The sequence below is a fragment of the Bacillus infantis genome (genome assembly GCF_050107595.1).
Taxonomy (GTDB): Bacteria; Bacillota; Bacilli; order Bacillales; family Cytobacillaceae; genus Bacillus_AB; species Bacillus_AB infantis_C.
In genome coordinates, this window is sequence record NZ_JBNILH010000006.1 from 156,348 (window position 1) to 173,870 (window position 17,523).

Genomic DNA, 17,523 nt, shown 5'->3' on the forward strand with positions numbered 1-17,523 from the left:
TTTTCCTTTCCATCATTCAGTTTTTTCGCTGGAATCGGAGTCTTGTTTCTTTTCAGCTTTATAGGCTTTCTTGAAATCACTGCTGTAGTTTACTTCCTGGGTATCGGATAGCCCGTTGTTCTGTTCTGTGTTGAACCCTTTGTATGGTGCCTTTTTGTCTGCCATTTCAGCATTCTCCTTTCCAATTTATATTCATTATCCTTTTACCCTCTGGACATTCCTGCAAACGGAAAGTTTAGAAGCCCCCTATAATTAGGTAAACAGGGAATAGAGGTGATGCAGAATGACATTGAAAAAGATAGGAACGCTTCCCGAATTGGTGAAGGCGGCGGAACATGCGGACGATTCCCGTTTATACATCAGCCAGGAGGAATCCTCTCATCCAGGTGCTGTTCTTGGAGATGAAGACAGTCCAAGCGGCTCCTCGATGGCTCTGGAGCTTAGTCTCCTTCTCCAAACTGGCTCAGAACAGCTTTACTACAGCAATAAATACGATGAAGAGGAGCTTTACGAAGCCGATCTTGGTTTCCTGGAAGGATTAAAGAAAAATACAGATTACACTCTCCTCTCCCCCTCAGACTTCAGAAAAAGGCTGGACCGGGCTGAATAAAAGGCTCAAAACAGCTGGTTTAGCGGTTATGACAGGATCATAGCCGTTATTTTCCGAAGTATTTGTGAAATATTTCACAAAATAGTCATAGAGTTTGTGATATATTTCACATTTATAATATATAATAAAAGTATCTTAAATAACTGCCTCGCAGGATATAACCATAAATATGACTCTTATAATTGAAGGGAGAAATTCAGGATGAAAACGAACAAAGTGAACAGGGTTATTGTAATCGGGACTGGAGCTGTGGGCTGCAGCTATGCATATTCAATGGTCAACCAGGGTGCTGCAGAAGAAATTGTCCTGATTGATGTAAACGAAGCTAAGGCCGAAGGTGAAGCAATGGACCTTAATCACGGGATGCCTTTTGCCCCTTCCCCAGTCAGGCTGTGGAACGGGACTTATGACGACTGCAGGGAAGCGGATCTTGTTGTCATTACTGCAGGCTTGCCCCAAAAGCCTGGTGAAACCAGGCTTGACCTTGTAGCGAAGAACACCGGCATTTTCAAGACCATTGTCAAACAGATTATGGCGAGCGGCTTTGACGGCATTATCCTGGTCGCAACAAATCCTGTTGATATCCTGACATATGTGACGTGGAAGGAATCCGGCCTCCCTAAAGAAAGAGTCATCGGATCCGGTACCGTGCTTGATTCAGCCAGACTGCGCTTTAAGCTGGGCGAGTATTTTAATGTAGATACAAGAAATGTCCACGCAGCCATCATCGGGGAACACGGAGATACGGAATTCCCTGTCTGGAGCCATAGCAGCATTGGAATTGAACCCCTTGGCAGCTTTATGGAGCGCAAAGAAGACGCGAAACCGGATTGTCTCGAAAAAATATTCGTCAATGTACGTGATGCAGCCTACGATATTATCCAAAGAAAAGGTGCGACCTATTATGCTATCGGAATGTCGTTGGCCAGGATTACAAAAGCAATCCTCCATAACGAAAATTGCATCCTGACTATTTCTGCTTATTTGGACGGCGAATATGGAGAAAAGGATCTTTATATAGGTGTTCCCGCAATCATCAACCGGGAAGGCATCCGTGAAATAATCGAAATCGATCTGAATGAGAAAGAAAAAGAGCAGTTCAGCCACTCTGCGAAAGTATTAAAGGAGATTATGGCCAATACACTTTAATATCAGAAAGGAGCCGGCTGAACCATGCTGCCGGCTCTTTTCTGCTTTAGAGGCATTCAATCTACTCTTCCCCTTTCTTCATCTCCTTTAGCAATTCAATCATTTCTTGATTTTGTTTTACTGACTTCCGCAGATTTACCTCAATGGAAAATAGTGTGATAACAGCGGTAAGCACAATAAATATGATCATCGTATGACTCCTTCCCATACATCTGTCCGAATATCCTTTATTTACCACATGATAACTCATTCTTAATACAAGACTTTGCAAATAATAGACCATATCATTACATATAAAGGAGGCCACAGTATGGACAGCGAAATGGGCAAGAAGATAAGCACCCTTGATTGGGAGGTGCTTCATCAATCCTTGGATGAGGATGGATTTGTAAAGTTAGGAACCCTCCTATCCCCTGCACAATGCGATTCTTTCATCAGTATGTATGAAGATGAAAGCCTTTATAGAAGCACCATCAATATGGAGCGCTACCGCTTTGGGATAGGTGAATACAAATATTTTGCGGATCCGCTTCCCCCTCTTTTGCAGGAGCTCCGCACAGCTTTTTACCCTGAGCTTGCGAAAGCTGCCAACCGCTGGCTTGTCATGCTTGGCAAACAGCCTGCCTATCCCGGCACCTTGGAGGAATTTCTTGAAGAGTGCAGGCAGCATGGCCAGGAACGGACAACCCCGCTTATCCTGAGATATGAGCAGGAGGGCTACAACTGCCTGCACCAGGATCTGTACGGTGATGTGTTTTTTCCTTTCCAGGTATTATTCACATTGAGCAGAAGGGGGCAGGACTACACCGGCGGTGAATCCCTTCTCGTAGAACAGCGGCCAAGGGCCCAAAGCCGGGGGCATGTGATAACGCTCGAGCAGGGCGAGGCATTGATTTTCCCAACGAGCAGCAGGCCGGTCCAGGGAAAAAGAGGCTATTACAAGAACACTGTCCGGCACGGTGTCAGTACACTCTCCTCCGGTACCAGGTATGGATTGGGACTCATCTTCCATAATGCAAAATAAGGATGATTAGAATGAAAGCTAATATAGCTTATAAAATACCTAGAACGATTTTGACAAAAGGCACCGGTTTCCTTTCCGGCTACAGCCACTCGCTTAACCCTTATACAGGCTGTGCCTTCGGCTGTTCCTACTGCTACGTGAGGGAAATGCCGGTCTCCATCTTCCGCAGCGAAGAATGGGGCAGCTGGGTCGACGTGAAGCAGGGTGCGGCAGAACTGCTGGACAAAGAAATAACAAGAGCCAAAAAGAAAGGGCCAGTGACCATTTTCATGTCTTCCAGCACAGACCCTTATCAGCCGGCTGAGCATTCAGAAAGAATTACCCGCTCCCTGCTTGAAGCTATGGAAGAAAATCAGCCGGACTTCTTGTTTGTCCAAACAAGAAGCCCCCTTGCTGCAAGGGATGCGGATCTGTTTCAAAAGCTTGGAGAAAAGGTGCGGATCAGCATGACAGTGGAAACGGACAGCGAGAGCATAAGAAAGCATTTCACGCCTTCAGCCCCGCCGATTCCGGCAAGGCTGAAGGCCCTGCGGGAGCTGAAGGAAGCAGGAATACCTGTCCAGGCAACCATTGCCCCTTTGCTCCCCAGCAGTGAGAGGTTCCCGGAATTGCTTCTCCCCATTGTAAACAGGATCTGCATTGATGATTATTTTATGGGAGATGGAAGCGGAGGACGAAGAACGGAAAAGATCGGCATCCCTTCTCTTTACGAAGAACTGAACCTAAATGAATGGTATAACAGGACCGCTTATAGAAAGGTATATAAAAGATTTACAGACGTATTTCCCCCCGAACAGGTTTTGATCAGCAAGGAGGGCTTCCTTCCGGGATAAGGTTTCCAGCCCCTGCTGACCCCCGAAAACATTTGCGATCTGTCCCTAAAAGATTGCCCCAATCTCTGCTAACCTTAGCTGTGAAAATAGACGGATGGAGGGCTTTCTATGGGTCTGGAAATGAGAAAAGAATGCCAAAGATGCAATTCTGCTTTGGGGTTGATTGATACAGCTTTTATATGCGTATATGAATGCACTTTTTGCCGGGATTGCACGGAGGAGATGGATAATATTTGCCCGAACTGCGGCGGCGAGCTTGTTAGGAGGCCCAGACAGACTGCTGCTGGATGACGATCGCTGTTTTGCCGGCTTGGATAGCGTTCTTCAAGCCGGTTTTCAGGCATTTGGCTGCTGAAAAAGAGGGCAGCAGGCGGTCGATACGGCTAATTTGGTTAATTGGCCTGATAATCTACCAGCTTTGCCGGTTATTCTACCAACTTTGCAGGTTATTCTACCAATTCGGAGCATAATCTACCAACTTCATACGTTATTCTGCCAACTGCCTCTTTTTAATCCTTCCCCTCCAAAAACTCCTGTGCCTCTTCCACCTCATTTGTTTCCAGCGCAAGCTTTTTCATCACGCCTCCCCCGGTCTCAAAAATGAATATGACCGGAGTCTCTTCTAAAGAATACTTCGGAAATTCTTTACGGGCCTCCTCAGGATCTGCAATATACCGGAGCTCGCCAACCAGCCCGCCATTGCCGGCAAAATCGCTGAATGCTCCGCTCAGTTTCTCATCTCCCCCGATGATCACGACCTGATAACTTCCCGGGTGTTGGCCGGATGCACTGCAGGCTCCAGCCAGACCGGCAGCAGCCGCCAGAAAAAGAAACAGGACTATTCTCTTCATATTTTGCTTCACTCCTTTTTGACAGGTTTTAGCAGGATTATTTTACGGACCATGGAATAGTTATAAGAAATTAAAGGTGAGGAGAAATCTTTTATGAAATATAAAAAAGAGAAACTGGTTCTTGCCGGTATAGTGATCATTTTCCTGCTGCTTCATTCAACCCCTCATCTTGCTCTCAGGACCCATGTTTTTATAAGCGGCTATCCTGGTGCTGCTTTGACTTCAGGAATTATCGACGATGACTATCATAACAAAGCAGATTCCGAGAAATTTTCCAGGCTAAATGGCAAAGCTTATACACTTACAGAACCTCCTATTGAAAAAGCAACTGCCGGGCAGTTAAGAAACTATCTCGTCAGGAAATTCGGCTTCCTGTATTTTGCTGAGTATTATGGTGAAGCTTAAATGCCCTTCCTCATTAGAACGATGAAAAAGGCAGACTCCGCAGCCTGCCCTTTTCTTATGCTTTAAAATGCTGAACTACGATGCCTTTCCCGTCCCGGGCTTCAATTTCCGCGTATGCTCCGTTAATCAAAGTGACCTGTGGAGGAACATGGCCGCAGTCAATATCATAGATGACCGGCACCTTGAGCTCAGATGAAAGCTCTCTGTATACATCCTCTGCAGTATACCCGCCAACTGCTGTGTTGGCGCTGCTGCGCCCGAACATGATTCCCGCACAGTCTTCAAACCAGCCTGCCAGCTTCATATGGACCAAGGTCCTCCGCAGATCGGTTGTTGTCATTTCACAGTTCTCAAAATACCAGACAATAGGATCGCCGCCAAGGTGCTCCCGCTGAAATTCACGGACACGGCCATAAGGGGTGCCGATCAGATGCCTGATAACATCAATGCATCCGCCAAGCAGCCTGCCTTCCATCCTCTCCGGACTGCCGGATATGGTTTTCCAGCTCGTTGATTCTGTTAAATGGAATACATATGGTGAAGGATTATCATGCTGCCATTCTTTCTGATAGTGGCGGGAGGATTCCTGTTTGACCGATCCGCCCTCCCTGGTTTTCAAAACATCCAGCCACCTGGCCGTTGTCTCATCCATTTGCTCGCCGCGCAAGTCGGCAAGATTGGTTCCATGGGCCGTCGCCATCCCTGTCATCAAAGTGGCGGCCAATAGCAGCAAACTTGTATCTGAATAGCCTAATATCCACTTTTCTTTCATTCCGGCGAAATCGACTTTATCCAATATTTCTACTAAAAGCTCCCCGCCCCACGGAGGGATAATTAAGTCTACTTCGCTGTCTAGCATCATTTTATTAAATTCATTCGCTCTAACCGGTGCCGGGGCCGACTTTGCTTTTTCCTGTGTCCACAGAGTGTCCCCGCATTTCACACGGAATCCCCTTGATTCCATACGGCTGCAGGCGGAGCGGATCATGTCATGAAGCTCTTCCGGCACCCCTGACGATGTTGCTGTGACGCCAATTACGGCCTCTTCCCTTAAAATCGGATATCTGATCATGTCTTCATTCCCTTTCTAAAGCTGCATGTGCATCACATACTGTTCGCCCTTTTTTCCGGTGATACGCAGTCCATGGTCAATGAAACCAGCCTTTTTATAGACATGCTGGGCCGCATGATTGCTGTGATTGACGCCAAGGACAATTTCATTTTTGCCAGGAAAATGCTTTCTTACAAAGTCAGGCAGGATCCTCAATGATTCACCCGCAATTCCTTTCCCCTGATAATCAGAGCTGACTGAGTAGGCGCGAAGCAGAATCGCCCGTTCATTCGGGCTGTATTTAATGGCCCCGCCTTCGCCATGAAGGACAAAGAAGCCGGCTATATCTTCTCCATATTGAATGATAACAGGATGCCGGTCATCCTCCTGCAGGCAGGCCTCAATCGCCGGAATCGGCATTGAGGTAAAGGCAAGCTGCTCTTCCGGGAGCTGATAGCTCTTGAGCCGCTCTTCATCTTCGTTTTTGTACAATTTCAGGGAAACCATTTTCTTCACTGCTGTATGTTCCATTAAAAGCCACCTTCTATCTTTCAGGCCCTGATGCCGCTAATTACCATAGGCATCCAGCCTTTCATTAAAGAACGTATATTCGATTATGCAGGCTCTTATTCCTGCCTAGTTCTAAATATTTTTCAAAAGCAAGAGACTCGACGTAAAATATATTACAAATGCTGCAGATAAATGGGGGGCATTCAAGAGGAACTATTTAAGAGCAATTTCTATCTTTCGCGCCCAACCATGAAAGAACTTGACCTTCCGGGGCCTGCTTAAAGGAATCTACATGACAGGTTGAAAAATAAGCGGAGAAATTCCTCCTAATTTCTAAAAAACCCTAAAAACAGCTTGAATAGACGGAGAAATTCCGCCTATCGACTCAAAAAACATGAAAATGGGTAACTTCGCTCCGCGTAACCGGAAAATTTCCGCTTATTAACCCCACCCGTGCCATATTCAGCAGCTTAATCGGAAAATCTCCGCTTATTTTAAGGCTTGAACTTCCTGTTTTTTAAAACCATTCCTTTACTAACCTGCCCAGTTGGAATCTTAACTCCGAGAAGCACCTTACCTTTCAAATAATTCATGTACCTTTTCATTCTCTTTATTAAGTATATTGAGTCCCATAATTTCCCGGAATGAAGCTATTCCCAAATGCTTTTTTTACTTTTATTTCTAAATAAAAACATGAGAATGCCACCTATTGTGAAATATATGAAAGCCCATAATCCGTCAACTATATCGTATCCAATTAAAAGTACTGTACTTGTAGTCATAAGCACACCGATCCACCTAAATATAAATCTAATCATTTTTTACTCTGCCTCCAGATCCTCCACAAATGCCGTATCTCTTTATTTTGTTTATATGTAGATAATAGCTATAAAAGTTATGTTAAAAAATAAAGACAGGCATATTTTAAAGCTAGCAATCTATTGACAGGAAATGTGAAGTTTTGCCACCTATAAAGGATTTCTAAATTTTATAATTTCTTATGAATTCGGTCTAACTATTTTATTACTCATAAAGTAAACTCATTAAATTTACATTTTTAATACCCCTTATTTCAAGAATACGCCTTGAAGTGACACAAATAATACAAATAAAAAAGCAATGATGCTAATCCATCCCGTCACTTTTCGTTCCTTCTGAAATTCTTCTAAACCCATTACGAGCATCATTAAACTCAGAAAAAATAACATATATGATTGAAACTCAAAATCTCCAGTAATTAATCCATATCCTGCGATACTGGCACTGATTACTGCAAAAATCACTCTTAAAATCATTAACAATTAAAACACCCCATAATAACCTTTTATGCAAACCTGCAGGGCTTCAATAGCCCGGAGAATTAACATCAATATATCCCGCTTCCCATCAATGGCTGCCTTCATGCCCGGGGAATGTGATGCTTGTTATAACTGAATTTTTATTTCCATACCATTCATAAGCAATGTCATAGGTTCTGCCCACTTCGATCAGATTCCAGACATTTTCGTCCTCAACCATCAGCTTTTGCCCATCAAGGAGAATATAAAATTCTGTGCCCTCTTTTCCTTTATCCTCAACTGCCGCCGCTTCTGCTTCTCCTGTATGTATGATGAAATGGTTTCCGGCAAGCAGGATGAAGATGATCAGAATAGCAGCTGCAGCCATCATTCTAAACCTTTTCATTTGAAACCCTCCCATATCTTTCTTTAATATACGTGCAGAGCTCAGGAAAGGTTTCAGCCTGTACATCCAATCTGGAACCTTCTCCTTTTTTAAAATACAATGAAAGATATTCCCAGCCAGCAGGAGGATCTTTTATGAAAAAAATCATTAAGCTTGCCCTTATCCCTTTTTTAGCAGTTATCCTGGCAGGCGGCGCTGGATTTTACATATGGTCCCAGGCAACATATAAACCGTCTGAAGAAATCTTTGAATTAGTCGGCGAAGAAGATATCCATCATGAGATGGATTGGATTGTGTTTGATCCGGGTGAAGTGAGGAAAGCAGGCATCATCATTTACCCTGGAGCCAAGGTGGAGCCGGAGGCGTACAGCTATTTGGGCAAGGAGCTTGCTGAGAATGGGTACCTGGTGCTGGTGCCGGAAATGCGCCTGAATTTCTCCATCCTCGAAGGAAATAAAGCAGAAGAATTGATCGCACATTATCCTGAAATTGAGAGCTGGTATATTGGAGGGCATTCTCTCGGAGGAGTTTCCGCTGCTTCTTATGCGTTTAACCATCAGGACCTGATTGATGGAGTCATCCTGCTCGGTTCCTATCCTGGCAGCGGAACTGACTTTTCAGGTTCATCGATATCAATGCTCTCGATTTATGCGGAAAAAGATGGACTGACCACCCCGGGGAAGATTGAGGAAACGAGGCACCTATTATCTGATGATGCAGTGCTGTATGAAATAGAAGGTGGCAACCATGCACAATTCGGCATGTATGGTCCCCAAAAAGGAGACAATCCCGCTGCCATTCCGCCTCAAAGACAGCAGGATTTATTAATAGAAAAAATCTTGCGGTGGCTTGAAGCCAATTCCTGATCAGGATTAATATTTCTGCCCAAACAAAAAGGGCCTCAATTGGCCCTTATATCTTTTCCTTCATCTGTCTAAGCTCTTCCTCAAGCAATGAGAGCCGCCTGTTGATGCTGTCTATCTGGGTTTGAACATCACCATTGGATGTTTGGCCTGCATTGTCTCCGCTTACTTTTTCTGCTGCCGTTTTAATTACTTTCGTGAGGTCATCTTTATTGAACTTCAATTCTAATCCCCCTCGCCTGTTTTTTGGGGATATTCCCGGACAGTTGCTTTATCAAACACATCAGGCTGTTTTGGTATAGGAATTCTTCTTAAATTACGCCTTGTTCCTTCAGCACCTGCCTGATCATTCCCTTATGGCTGTCCGGATCGAACCGGGAATTATTCACCACAGCCTTTTTCAGATCAAGCTGCTCCATTGTGTCCAGCTCCAGCTGCTTCCTTGCCTCCAGCACCTTCAGCGTTCCCTCCAGGCCTTTCCATCCGCGGCTGAGTCCGTACCCTTGACCAGTATAATATTCGGTGAATCCCTTGGACCACTCTATCGGCCTGTCCTTCACAGCCCTCCTGAAAGCTGACTTTAAATCATCCTGCTCCAGATAGATCAGAAGCGGATCAAGTTCTTTAATTGTTTCTCCAAGGCGCTTAACATAAGCCATTATTTCATTTTCCGGCTCGTTGTACTTGATCATCCCTATGGTCAAGGGATTCTGGATGAAGCAGCATTCAAATATGTACACCGCATTCCCATTGGCTGCTTCTTCTGCAAAGCTGCGCCAGCTGGGCTCCATCAGTTCCATATACAGCTTCATCGGCAGTTCGTAAATATCAGTCCGGAAAATAGAATCCAACTGAGCTTCAGGAAATGCATCAGGATATTTCCGTTTCATCTTTTCATATTGAACTAGATAATAGCCATCCTTTTTAATTGTAAATTGTTTAATAAGCTGTGCCTGGCCGCCTGCTTCCTTCATCAGTTTCTCCATCTCTTCTTCCGCTGCATAAGCGACTCCATCATAGTCGGCAGGATGATCGAGATTCCCTTCCAGGAATAATCGGGCCTCCACCCCTGCCTCATCGAGTATCTTTTTTATATACCGGGCAGTTGTTGACTTTCCGAATCCAGGAAGCCCCTCAACGAGTATTAGTTTGGTTTTCATTCTTTTGCACCTCTGTAATCTTGGGATAAACTTTTGCTTTCTCCTAATTCGCCGCCAGCTGGCGTATTTCCTTTTTCAGTAGGCCTTTGGGATCAGGTTGATTTTCCCGTTATTGGAAAACCTATTTTTATATCATCAATAAGAGGGTAAAAAAATGCAGTCATCTTTCGTTATATTTTTCATTATTGCAGGGTTCTTCCTTGGAGTCTGGAGAAGCTTTCCACAATACTACAGCACGCTCTTGTTCTGGATCATTGCCAATCTTGTTTATGAGCTTCTCCTGTATAATTATCGGGTCTGGGAATTCAGGCCTGTTTGGATTGATCATTTATTATTGCCTACTCACAATTCCATTTCGATGGCGATCTCTTTTATTATCTACCCTTTCGTCATGCCTGTTTTCCTCGGCCGTCTTCCAGAAAAGCTGAAGGGCCAGGCTGGCTGGATTCTGCTTTGGTCCATACTGTTTACGGGTGTGGAACTTATCGCCTTTTTAAATGACAGCATCAGCCATCATCATGGCTGGTCCTTCCGCTGGTCCTTTCTGTTCAATATTGTGACGTTCACACTTCTGATTGCCCATTATCGCAAGCCGTGGATCGCGTGGCTCCTTGGCGGGATTTTTATAGCAGCTCTCTATCTTATATTTGATGTTCCGACTCCCTATTAAGGAAAACGGTATGCAGTTTAGTTTATTAAATGTCATGCGGAGGTTATAGTATACATACAGACTATAACGATAAGCGGTGAAAAAATGACAAACGAGTACAGCCATTTAAAGCTCGAAAATCAGCTTTGCTTCCTTCTTTATGCTGCTTCAAGAGAGATGACCAAGCAGTATAAACCACTTTTAGATAAGCTTGAAGTCACTTATCCTCAATATCTTGTCCTTCTCCTTCTTTGGGAAAAGAAAAGCCTGACCGTAAAAAAACTGGGGGAGCTTCTCTACCTCGATTCCGGCACCCTTACACCCATGCTGAAGAGAATGGAGCAGCAGGGCCTCCTGACCAGGGAGAGATCTGCTGAGGATCAGCGGTCTGTATTTGTGACACTGACAGAAAAAGGAGTATCTCTTCAGGAACAGGCAGAATCCATCCCTGGGAAGATTTTCGAAATGAGCGGCGCAAACGAAGAGGAGTACAATTCGCTGAAAACCTCCCTTCTGCAGCTTTTACAGATCCTTCATCATAAACATGAGCAATAAAAAAAGGATGCCAGCCAAGCGGGCATCCTTTTTATTTTACTGAACAACTTCAAGCTGAACCTCAATATTCCCATTCACAGCTTTTGAATATGGGCAGACACCGTGGGCTTTCTCTACCAGTTCATTCAGGAGGCTATCCTCTATGCCTGTTCCTTTCACCTGCAGAACAACCCCCAGCTTAAAGCCTTGATCGCTTTCGTCTTTTAAAAGGCTGACATTTGCAGTCACTTCCGATCGGAAAGAAAGCCTTTCTTTCCTTGCAACCATCTGCAGCGCACTGTCAAAGCAGGCTGCATACCCTGCGGCAAACAGCTGCTCAGGATTCGTTGCTTCAGGTACTTCCTTTTTCCTTGGAGTTCCTGGCATGGCTACATCCAATGCCAAATTCCCTTCTGCAGATGAAACTCGGCCTTCTCGTCCGCCAATTGCTGTTACTGTTGATGTGAATAATGGTTTTGTCATGTGAATCACTCCTATTTATTAATTGCGCGCAATTTAATTTTATAAAATCAATTAAAAAACAGCAATGTTTTTGCTCAACAATAAAAACCACAGCAGCAGCTGTGGTTTTGGATTGGAATTAATCCGCATATCTCTTAACAAGTACGTATTGGATGATAGGATACGTAATATAAGCAATGCACAAAGCGATAAACAGTGTGTAATTCTCTCCCCTGCTCACAAGGAAGAAGTCGATGATCCATAAAAGCAGAAGTGCAGCAATTACAACATAATAGCTGATCCTGGCGCTGTTTTTAATGATCTGCCTGCCCATCTCATCCTTCTGGACTTCCTTCCTTGCCCCCCAGGTCATGAACTGAACCCAGCCGGTCAGCAGGGCGATGATTACGAGGAGCTCGGCTGACCCTATGGAGGCATCCTCGATTTTCATATAGCTGATGAAGGTTCCCCCAAAATAAAGTGTTGCCGCTATCAGAAACACCAGTGCTGCTATTTCTTTTCCTTTCATTTCTCATTCCCCCTGCTCCTAAAATGGAATAGCTGATCCACTGTCATGCCAAGGGACTCTGCCAGCTGAAAGGCAAGAGCAAGGCTGGGATCATATTTGTTGTTCTCGATTGCATTAATCGTCTGTCGCGAAACGCCGCATGCTTTAGCCAGCTCTTCCTGGGAAAGTCCGCTGCTTTTTCTCACATCTTTGATTTGATTTTCCATTCACACCACTCTGCCGTAATTTTGTCAAACGTGTTTTACATTTATAGAATAACATGACAGTATTTTACATGTCAAACATGTTTTACACTTCCTCAAAATAAAAAAGAACCTTGAAGGCTCTTTTTACATGAAAGAATACTTATTAGATATATCCTGTCTTTTCAAGCATTTTCCGGGCTGTACTATTCAGTGAAGGAAGGGAATGCAGGGGGAAATAGGCCAGCTCCAGGCTTTCTCCGTCTTTTTTTAGGATGCCCTCTATGTCAACCGCTTTATAGACTGCTGTTGCATTATAGATTTCATCCCCGTGGGGAAACTGATAATAAAACTCTTTCCCTGAGACCAGCGTCAGCAATTCCAAAGATTTGGCCGTTAAGCCCGTTTCCTCGAAAAGTTCTTTCCTGGCCGTCTCTTCAAAAGAATCACCCAATTCCATCCCGCCCCCGGGAATCCCCCAATCCAGTGTATCTGACCTTAATTGAAGCAGCAGCTCCCCCTTGCCATTGAAAACAATGACCGCTGAACCGGGAGCTATGATTGGCTCTGTACCGATATATCTCCGCAAAGATTTAATATAATTCATAGAAACTCCTTTAGAAAGACTGGAAGTGCTGAATATCAGAAATGACGTTCTTTAACAGATCTATAGATCGGATGGGATCATCGCTTAGCTCCAGGCTGTGATTGCCGCCTTCCACTATTTTAATTGAAAGATTGGGATTCACTTTAATTCTTTCAATGCGTTCCCAAGTGAAAAATGGATCTTGATCTCCAATGATACAGAGCCCCTTATGGCTGCCAGCCGCCATGCTACTCAATACAAACTCTTTTTGAAGCAAAGGGGTCAGCCATACTGCTTTCGCATCCAGAAAGCTTTGATCCTTTAATAGATAAGGCAGCGCCATGGTTCCTATCGATTTAGCAACGATAAAATACTGCTCATACCCTTTACTTTTCAGTGCGTCATCAATCACAAGCCGGACCGCTTCAGCCAGTCCTTCCCCGGATAAGGAAGCCTGCTCTTCACGATTAAAGCTGTAGTTAAGATGAAGGACATCATAGCCCTTCGAGTAAAATAACCCTGTACAAAAATGAAGCAGCGGAGCCTGTACCGTATACCCTGCTCCAGGCAAAATAATGGCCAGGCTGTCAGCCGTTTCTTTTTGCTCTATCAATCTGGAAGAGATTTTAGCATGATTTACTTTGTTTGCTGCTGTCATATGGACACTCCTTTTTCATGGCCTTCACCCTTTCTAAAAACAAAGAGTCTCTTTCAGCCCATTTATTTTGTCTTTGGCCTCCATATATACATTTCCGTTCAGCCAGGTTGAGTATATCTTACTTCTTAAGTACTTCTTGAATCCCTTGCTTACTGCCCCGTCATACCCCTCACGTTCAAAAAACTGATGGGCCATTTGCCGCTTCGAGCTGCTCAACAGCATGATTCTATGGCAATCCAGTGCTCTGCAATAATTCTCTGCATATTGCAATAGCTTCTGCCCAACCCCGCGGCCACGATGATGTTCGTGAACCACAATATTCTCAATTACTCCATATGGCCTTAAGACATGCAACGCTTGCATACATATGTTTACAGTCAGTGTTCCGAGAAGTATTCCTTCATCATCGTAAACAATGGAAAGATTCTCTCCCCTATCACCTTATTTAAGCAGCTCGCCTGTTAACCACAAGCTGATAGCTATAAAAAAGCAGGCCAATGATGTAGGCCAATCAGGCTGAAAAAAGAGACTTCATCCATGTAACCAAGCAGCGCCAGCGTAATAGTGCAAATTGAATATAGCCCAATCATTAAATTGAATGCTTTTGATTTAGCCTGTTGGACGGCTTTTTCACTTCCTTTATCCCTTTCTTCCGGAGTTTCAAATCTTTTATCCAGAATGAACATAACGCCTGCAAACAAAAGCATAATACCAAGGAAACTGACTGCTATTGGGACTAAATCCATCCTTGTAAATAGTATGTTTAGGACGTCTGCCCCACTAATTCCAAGGAAGATTCCCATGCACGTCAAAAAAAGTCCTGCGGCAGCAAGAAACCATGGCCATATCAGCCTCTTCATAGCACAACTCCTTTTTATATTTTTCCATAATTATACATCCCCTGCTTCAACTCTGTAAACTCAGAAAATAAACGAAGGCTGCCTCTTCAGCAGCCTTCGTTTTTTCGCTCATTATTCAGGAATATATGGCAGCTCTAATGTCTTCGGAATATTGATAACATGCACTTCTAGATAGGATTTCAGCCCTTCTTTGCCGTATTCTCGTCCAACTCCGGACTGCTTTACGCCTCCGAAAGGAAAGCGGACATCCAGTCCCTGTACGGCGGCGGTATTGATCATTGTGGTGCCTGCTTCGATCCTGCGCGCAACCTTGATCGCTTCTTCTTCGTCTCCCCAGACAGAGCTGGTCAGTCCATAAATGCTTTCGTTATGAAGCTGGATCACCTGTTCTTCGTCATCGTAAGGAATGATCGGGACAGTCGGGCCGAATTGCTCTTCCACTACAATCGGATCATGCGGATCTGCACCGAGTACTAATGTAGGCTGCAGGAAGTAGCCGTTATCCATAAGGTCCTGATCGAGGATTTTGCCAAGCTGGATGACTTCTGCCCCTTTGCTTTTTGCATCCTCAACCAGACTTTTCACATATTTGACCTGACCTTGATTATTGACCGGCCCGACGGTTACTTCAGGATTAAATGGATCGCCGACCCGGATCCAATTGTCCGCTGCTTCCCTGTATTTCTCCACAAAGTCTTTATAAATGGATTGATGCACATACACTCTTTTGGCAATCATGCAGATCTGGCCTGATGTCAGGAAGTTGGAGATGACCATACGGCGCATCGCCTTCCCATCATTAACATCAAAGCTTGGCAGCACGATGGCAGCATCATTCCCGCCCAGCTCAAGTGTCATTTTCTTGATCGTCTCAGAGGCAGCCTTCATAATGCTCTTAGCTGTTTTAGTTCCGCCTGTAAATGCGATTTTCGCTACCTTCGGATTGGATGTAAGCTCGACCCCTACATCCGCCTCCCCATGAACCAGATTAAGGACACCCGGCGGGAATTCGGAAGCAATGATCTCCACCACCCGGCTGACAGCAAGGGGCGCAAACGGGCTTGGCTTCAGCACCATCGTATTTCCGGTCAGGAGCGCAGGGGCTATTTTAATCGTTGATAGCGATATCGGATAATTCCATGGCGTGATGGCTGACACCACCCCGATGGGATCATAGGTAATAAGGGTTCTTCCGTTGTCATGCTCCTTTACCTGCGGTTCTGTTACCTCTTTTACATTCTGGCAGGCAAATTCCATCCACATCAGGGAAACGGCAATTTCCCCTTTCGAATCCCACAGTGCCTTGCCATGCTCCCGCGACAACAGCTCCGCAATTTCAGGGGTGGCATCTTTAATTTTCCGGATGGCGCGCTCCATACGTTCGACCCGGTCTTCTACCTTGCTGACTTTCCACCGGCTGAATGCATCATAAGCTGCATCTATCGCCCTGATGGCTTCCTCTTTGGTATTGACCGGTGCATATCCAGCGATTTCCTCCGGATGGGCAGGATTTTCACGGGGAAAATTTTTCTCAGTCGGTGCTTTCTCCCCATTAATGATTGCGTCAATCTTTATTGGCTCCCTGTTCATCAAAGCTTAACCTCCCATAATCATAGATAAGCCTTAGTATGATGAAATCATCAAGGTTATATTCCAAAATTTGAAAAAGCAAGGAACCAGAGTCCCTTGCCGTGATTTATTCCTTTGTCTTCAGTTTATCCAGTTCAAGCTCCACTTCATCTGCTAAATGCGGGCTGACAGACGGTTTATTGGCATTGGCAGAGAGCAGCCGCCCTGCCTTTATATAAGCTTCCTGTTCAAGTACCTTTTCCTCCATTCTGGCAAACCCGCTGAGGACCTGGTCCGCCTTAAAGGAAACCGTGCTTTCCTGGATGTTCCTGATGGCCGCCGCTGCCTGATAGCGGGCTGACAGCTCATTTTTCTTCAGCATGAGCTCTTCATATTGCTGGTGGAGTGATTCAAGCTGCCCTGCCAGTTCATTGGTTTTTTCCTGGATGATTTCATATTGCTGAATGTAAACCGAGAGCTTCTTTTCGCTGACGATCTTCTCCTGTAAGGCAAGCTTTGCAATATCTTCCTCACCCTTTGATACGGCCAGTTCCGCCTGTCTGTTGCGCTTCTCTGCTGTTTCCTGTTCCGATGCAATCAGTAACGAGTATTTCTGTTCAACAGCATACTGCTGGGCCATTGCCTGCTTTCCTTTTTCCAGCTGTTCCTCCACTTCCCTTATATACTGCTTCAGAAGGCTTATTGGATTCTCCATTTTATCAACTGCATCATGCAAGTCAGCAGTAACGATGCGTTTCATTCTTTTTAATACGCCCATTTCTCCTATTCCTCCATTTTCGTTTTCTTTTCCCACTCATCCAGGAAGTCTCTGTTTCCCTGAAAGACGGTGCTTGTCCATTCATATGAAAAAGCGGCTGTCTCCTCATTTCTGCGTATTTTATAGATCGTGTACAGTCCAATGAGTGCCACTGGAATGAACACAATCTCAGGAAGGAGCAGGAATAATCCCAGACCCGCGAGAAGTATGCCAGCCCATTTCTTCAGCCCGCCATTTTGGGCCGTTCTCCATAAAAGAAATCCTGCTGCAATCATGAGCAGCTGCAGGATAACTGCCATTATGCTGCCTGTCTGCATCGAGGAGTGATGCTGCGCGGCTGGAGCAAACTCGATCACATGCTGGTGGAACCCGCGGCCCCGATGATGAGGTGCATAGTGGATCTGCACCACTGCTGCCATTGGCCTTGAAGCTTGTCCATAGAACCAGCCCCCGGCTGATTTATAAATGGCGTATACTCCGGCAGCACCGATAGCGCCTCCGATAAGCATCTTCATTTTCACTTTCTTCACCTCCTTGTTAGTTGATGGCTGCAAAGAGAATATTAAAGGGCTTAGGA

General features: G+C 44.9%; 27 protein-coding genes and 1 pseudogene. 9 read left to right on the forward strand and 19 right to left on the reverse strand.

Features of this window, described 5'->3' with window-relative positions:
* Positions 1–12: 12 nt before the first annotated feature.
* Positions 13–165 carry a YfhE family protein gene (locus ACQCVH_RS14185; RefSeq protein WP_426836309.1) on the reverse strand — a complete coding sequence of 51 codons (153 nt, stop codon included), beginning with the start codon at positions 163–165 and terminating at the stop codon, positions 13–15.
* Positions 166–283: 118 nt separating this feature from the next.
* Between ACQCVH_RS14185 and ACQCVH_RS14190 the strand changes: the two genes are divergently transcribed.
* Together ACQCVH_RS14190 and ACQCVH_RS14195 are read left to right on the forward strand one after the other, a co-directional pair.
* Positions 284–610 (forward strand): hypothetical protein, encoded by a 327-nt coding sequence (locus ACQCVH_RS14190; protein WP_426836310.1) that lies wholly within the window; start codon positions 284–286, stop codon positions 608–610.
* A gap of 201 nt (positions 611–811) precedes the next feature.
* Positions 812–1,759 (forward strand): L-lactate dehydrogenase, encoded by a 948-nt coding sequence (locus ACQCVH_RS14195; protein WP_426836311.1) that lies wholly within the window; start codon positions 812–814, stop codon positions 1,757–1,759.
* A gap of 61 nt (positions 1,760–1,820) precedes the next feature.
* Here ACQCVH_RS14195 and ACQCVH_RS14200 read toward each other — a convergent pair whose 3' ends face one another.
* Entirely contained in the window at positions 1,821–1,949 is a 129-nt protein-coding gene (locus tag ACQCVH_RS14200; protein WP_426836312.1) for a YrzO family protein, read from the reverse strand.
* Between the two features lie 120 nt (positions 1,950–2,069).
* Here ACQCVH_RS14200 and ACQCVH_RS14205 point away from each other — a divergent pair, with 120 nt between their 5' ends.
* From ACQCVH_RS14205 to ACQCVH_RS14215, 3 genes are all read left to right on the forward strand, one after another.
* Positions 2,070–2,783 (forward strand): 2OG-Fe(II) oxygenase, encoded by a 714-nt coding sequence (locus ACQCVH_RS14205; RefSeq protein ID WP_426836313.1) that lies wholly within the window; start codon positions 2,070–2,072, stop codon positions 2,781–2,783.
* 11 nt (positions 2,784–2,794) lie between these two features.
* A complete protein-coding gene (locus ACQCVH_RS14210; protein ID WP_426836314.1) occupies positions 2,795–3,616 on the forward strand; it encodes an SPL family radical SAM protein in 822 nt (273 codons plus the stop codon).
* Between the two features lie 108 nt (positions 3,617–3,724).
* A complete protein-coding gene (locus ACQCVH_RS14215; RefSeq protein ID WP_426836315.1) occupies positions 3,725–3,907 on the forward strand; it encodes a DUF1272 domain-containing protein in 183 nt (60 codons plus the stop codon).
* A gap of 218 nt (positions 3,908–4,125) precedes the next feature.
* On the opposite strand, the gene ACQCVH_RS14220 is transcribed toward ACQCVH_RS14215, so the two are convergent.
* On the reverse strand, positions 4,126–4,467 hold the full coding sequence (locus ACQCVH_RS14220; RefSeq protein WP_426836316.1) for a hypothetical protein: 342 nt from the start codon (positions 4,465–4,467) through the stop codon (positions 4,126–4,128).
* Positions 4,468–4,560: 93 nt separating this feature from the next.
* Between ACQCVH_RS14220 and ACQCVH_RS14225 the strand changes: the two genes are divergently transcribed.
* The gene (locus tag ACQCVH_RS14225; RefSeq protein ID WP_426836317.1) at positions 4,561–4,872 is read left to right on the forward strand and encodes a hypothetical protein; all 312 of its coding nucleotides are present in this window, start codon (positions 4,561–4,563) and stop codon (positions 4,870–4,872) included.
* A gap of 55 nt (positions 4,873–4,927) precedes the next feature.
* Here ACQCVH_RS14225 and ACQCVH_RS14230 read toward each other — a convergent pair whose 3' ends face one another.
* From ACQCVH_RS14230 to ACQCVH_RS14245, 4 genes are all read right to left on the reverse strand, one after another.
* The gene (locus ACQCVH_RS14230) at positions 4,928–5,944 is read right to left on the reverse strand and encodes a S66 family peptidase (RefSeq protein WP_426836318.1); all 1,017 of its coding nucleotides are present in this window, start codon (positions 5,942–5,944) and stop codon (positions 4,928–4,930) included.
* A gap of 15 nt (positions 5,945–5,959) precedes the next feature.
* Positions 5,960–6,454 carry a GNAT family N-acetyltransferase gene (locus tag ACQCVH_RS14235; RefSeq protein ID WP_426836319.1) on the reverse strand — a complete coding sequence of 165 codons (495 nt, stop codon included), beginning with the start codon at positions 6,452–6,454 and terminating at the stop codon, positions 5,960–5,962.
* A 1,046-nt stretch (positions 6,455–7,500) separates the two neighbouring features.
* Positions 7,501–7,728, reverse strand: coding sequence for a YczI family protein (locus ACQCVH_RS14240; protein ID WP_426836468.1), 228 nt, complete (start codon positions 7,726–7,728; stop codon positions 7,501–7,503).
* A 91-nt stretch (positions 7,729–7,819) separates the two neighbouring features.
* Positions 7,820–8,116, reverse strand: coding sequence for a hypothetical protein (locus ACQCVH_RS14245; RefSeq protein WP_426836320.1), 297 nt, complete (start codon positions 8,114–8,116; stop codon positions 7,820–7,822).
* Between the two features lie 134 nt (positions 8,117–8,250).
* Between ACQCVH_RS14245 and ACQCVH_RS14250 the strand changes: the two genes are divergently transcribed.
* Complete coding sequence (locus ACQCVH_RS14250; protein ID WP_426836321.1) at positions 8,251–8,982, forward strand: alpha/beta hydrolase; 732 nt, start codon at positions 8,251–8,253, stop codon at positions 8,980–8,982.
* 46 nt (positions 8,983–9,028) lie between these two features.
* Here ACQCVH_RS14250 and ACQCVH_RS14255 read toward each other — a convergent pair whose 3' ends face one another.
* On the reverse strand, positions 9,029–9,202 hold the full coding sequence (locus tag ACQCVH_RS14255; protein ID WP_426836322.1) for a hypothetical protein: 174 nt from the start codon (positions 9,200–9,202) through the stop codon (positions 9,029–9,031).
* 88 nt (positions 9,203–9,290) lie between these two features.
* A complete protein-coding gene (locus tag ACQCVH_RS14260; RefSeq protein WP_426836323.1) occupies positions 9,291–10,139 on the reverse strand; it encodes a P-loop NTPase family protein in 849 nt (282 codons plus the stop codon).
* Between the two features lie 154 nt (positions 10,140–10,293).
* Between ACQCVH_RS14260 and ACQCVH_RS14265 the strand changes: the two genes are divergently transcribed.
* Together ACQCVH_RS14265 and ACQCVH_RS14270 are read left to right on the forward strand one after the other, a co-directional pair.
* Positions 10,294–10,809, forward strand: coding sequence for a CBO0543 family protein (locus ACQCVH_RS14265; RefSeq protein WP_426836324.1), 516 nt, complete (start codon positions 10,294–10,296; stop codon positions 10,807–10,809).
* An 84-nt stretch (positions 10,810–10,893) separates the two neighbouring features.
* Positions 10,894–11,343 (forward strand): MarR family winged helix-turn-helix transcriptional regulator, encoded by a 450-nt coding sequence (locus ACQCVH_RS14270; protein ID WP_426836325.1) that lies wholly within the window; start codon positions 10,894–10,896, stop codon positions 11,341–11,343.
* A gap of 36 nt (positions 11,344–11,379) precedes the next feature.
* Here ACQCVH_RS14270 and ACQCVH_RS14275 read toward each other — a convergent pair whose 3' ends face one another.
* The 10 genes and pseudogenes from ACQCVH_RS14275 to ACQCVH_RS14320 form a co-directional block, all read right to left on the reverse strand.
* Positions 11,380–11,805, reverse strand: a complete 426-nt coding sequence (locus ACQCVH_RS14275) for an organic hydroperoxide resistance protein (protein ID WP_426836326.1) — start codon at positions 11,803–11,805, stop codon at positions 11,380–11,382.
* Positions 11,806–11,923: 118 nt separating this feature from the next.
* On the reverse strand, positions 11,924–12,313 hold the full coding sequence (locus ACQCVH_RS14280) for a hypothetical protein (protein ID WP_426836327.1): 390 nt from the start codon (positions 12,311–12,313) through the stop codon (positions 11,924–11,926).
* Positions 12,310–12,519 carry a helix-turn-helix transcriptional regulator gene (locus ACQCVH_RS14285; RefSeq protein ID WP_426836328.1) on the reverse strand — a complete coding sequence of 70 codons (210 nt, stop codon included), beginning with the start codon at positions 12,517–12,519 and terminating at the stop codon, positions 12,310–12,312. Before ACQCVH_RS14285 ends, ACQCVH_RS14280 begins: the two co-directional genes overlap by 4 nt.
* A 142-nt stretch (positions 12,520–12,661) precedes the next feature.
* Positions 12,662–13,102: an NUDIX hydrolase gene (locus ACQCVH_RS14290; RefSeq protein ID WP_426836329.1), complete on the reverse strand. Its 441-nt coding sequence runs from the start codon at positions 13,100–13,102 to the stop codon at positions 12,662–12,664.
* A gap of 10 nt (positions 13,103–13,112) precedes the next feature.
* The gene (locus ACQCVH_RS14295; RefSeq protein ID WP_426836330.1) at positions 13,113–13,739 is read right to left on the reverse strand and encodes an alpha/beta family hydrolase; all 627 of its coding nucleotides are present in this window, start codon (positions 13,737–13,739) and stop codon (positions 13,113–13,115) included.
* 33 nt (positions 13,740–13,772) lie between these two features.
* Positions 13,773–14,159, reverse strand: a pseudogene (locus tag ACQCVH_RS14300) (GNAT family N-acetyltransferase); the annotation flags it as partial.
* Between the two features lie 59 nt (positions 14,160–14,218).
* The gene (locus ACQCVH_RS14305; protein WP_426836331.1) at positions 14,219–14,599 is read right to left on the reverse strand and encodes a hypothetical protein; all 381 of its coding nucleotides are present in this window, start codon (positions 14,597–14,599) and stop codon (positions 14,219–14,221) included.
* 111 nt (positions 14,600–14,710) lie between these two features.
* The gene (locus ACQCVH_RS14310; protein WP_426836469.1) at positions 14,711–16,189 is read right to left on the reverse strand and encodes an aldehyde dehydrogenase family protein; all 1,479 of its coding nucleotides are present in this window, start codon (positions 16,187–16,189) and stop codon (positions 14,711–14,713) included.
* Positions 16,190–16,295: 106 nt separating this feature from the next.
* The gene (locus ACQCVH_RS14315; protein WP_426836332.1) at positions 16,296–16,946 is read right to left on the reverse strand and encodes a PspA/IM30 family protein; all 651 of its coding nucleotides are present in this window, start codon (positions 16,944–16,946) and stop codon (positions 16,296–16,298) included.
* A 5-nt stretch (positions 16,947–16,951) separates the two neighbouring features.
* On the reverse strand, positions 16,952–17,467 hold the full coding sequence (locus tag ACQCVH_RS14320; protein ID WP_426836333.1) for a hypothetical protein: 516 nt from the start codon (positions 17,465–17,467) through the stop codon (positions 16,952–16,954).
* Positions 17,468–17,523: the final 56 nt, after the last annotated feature.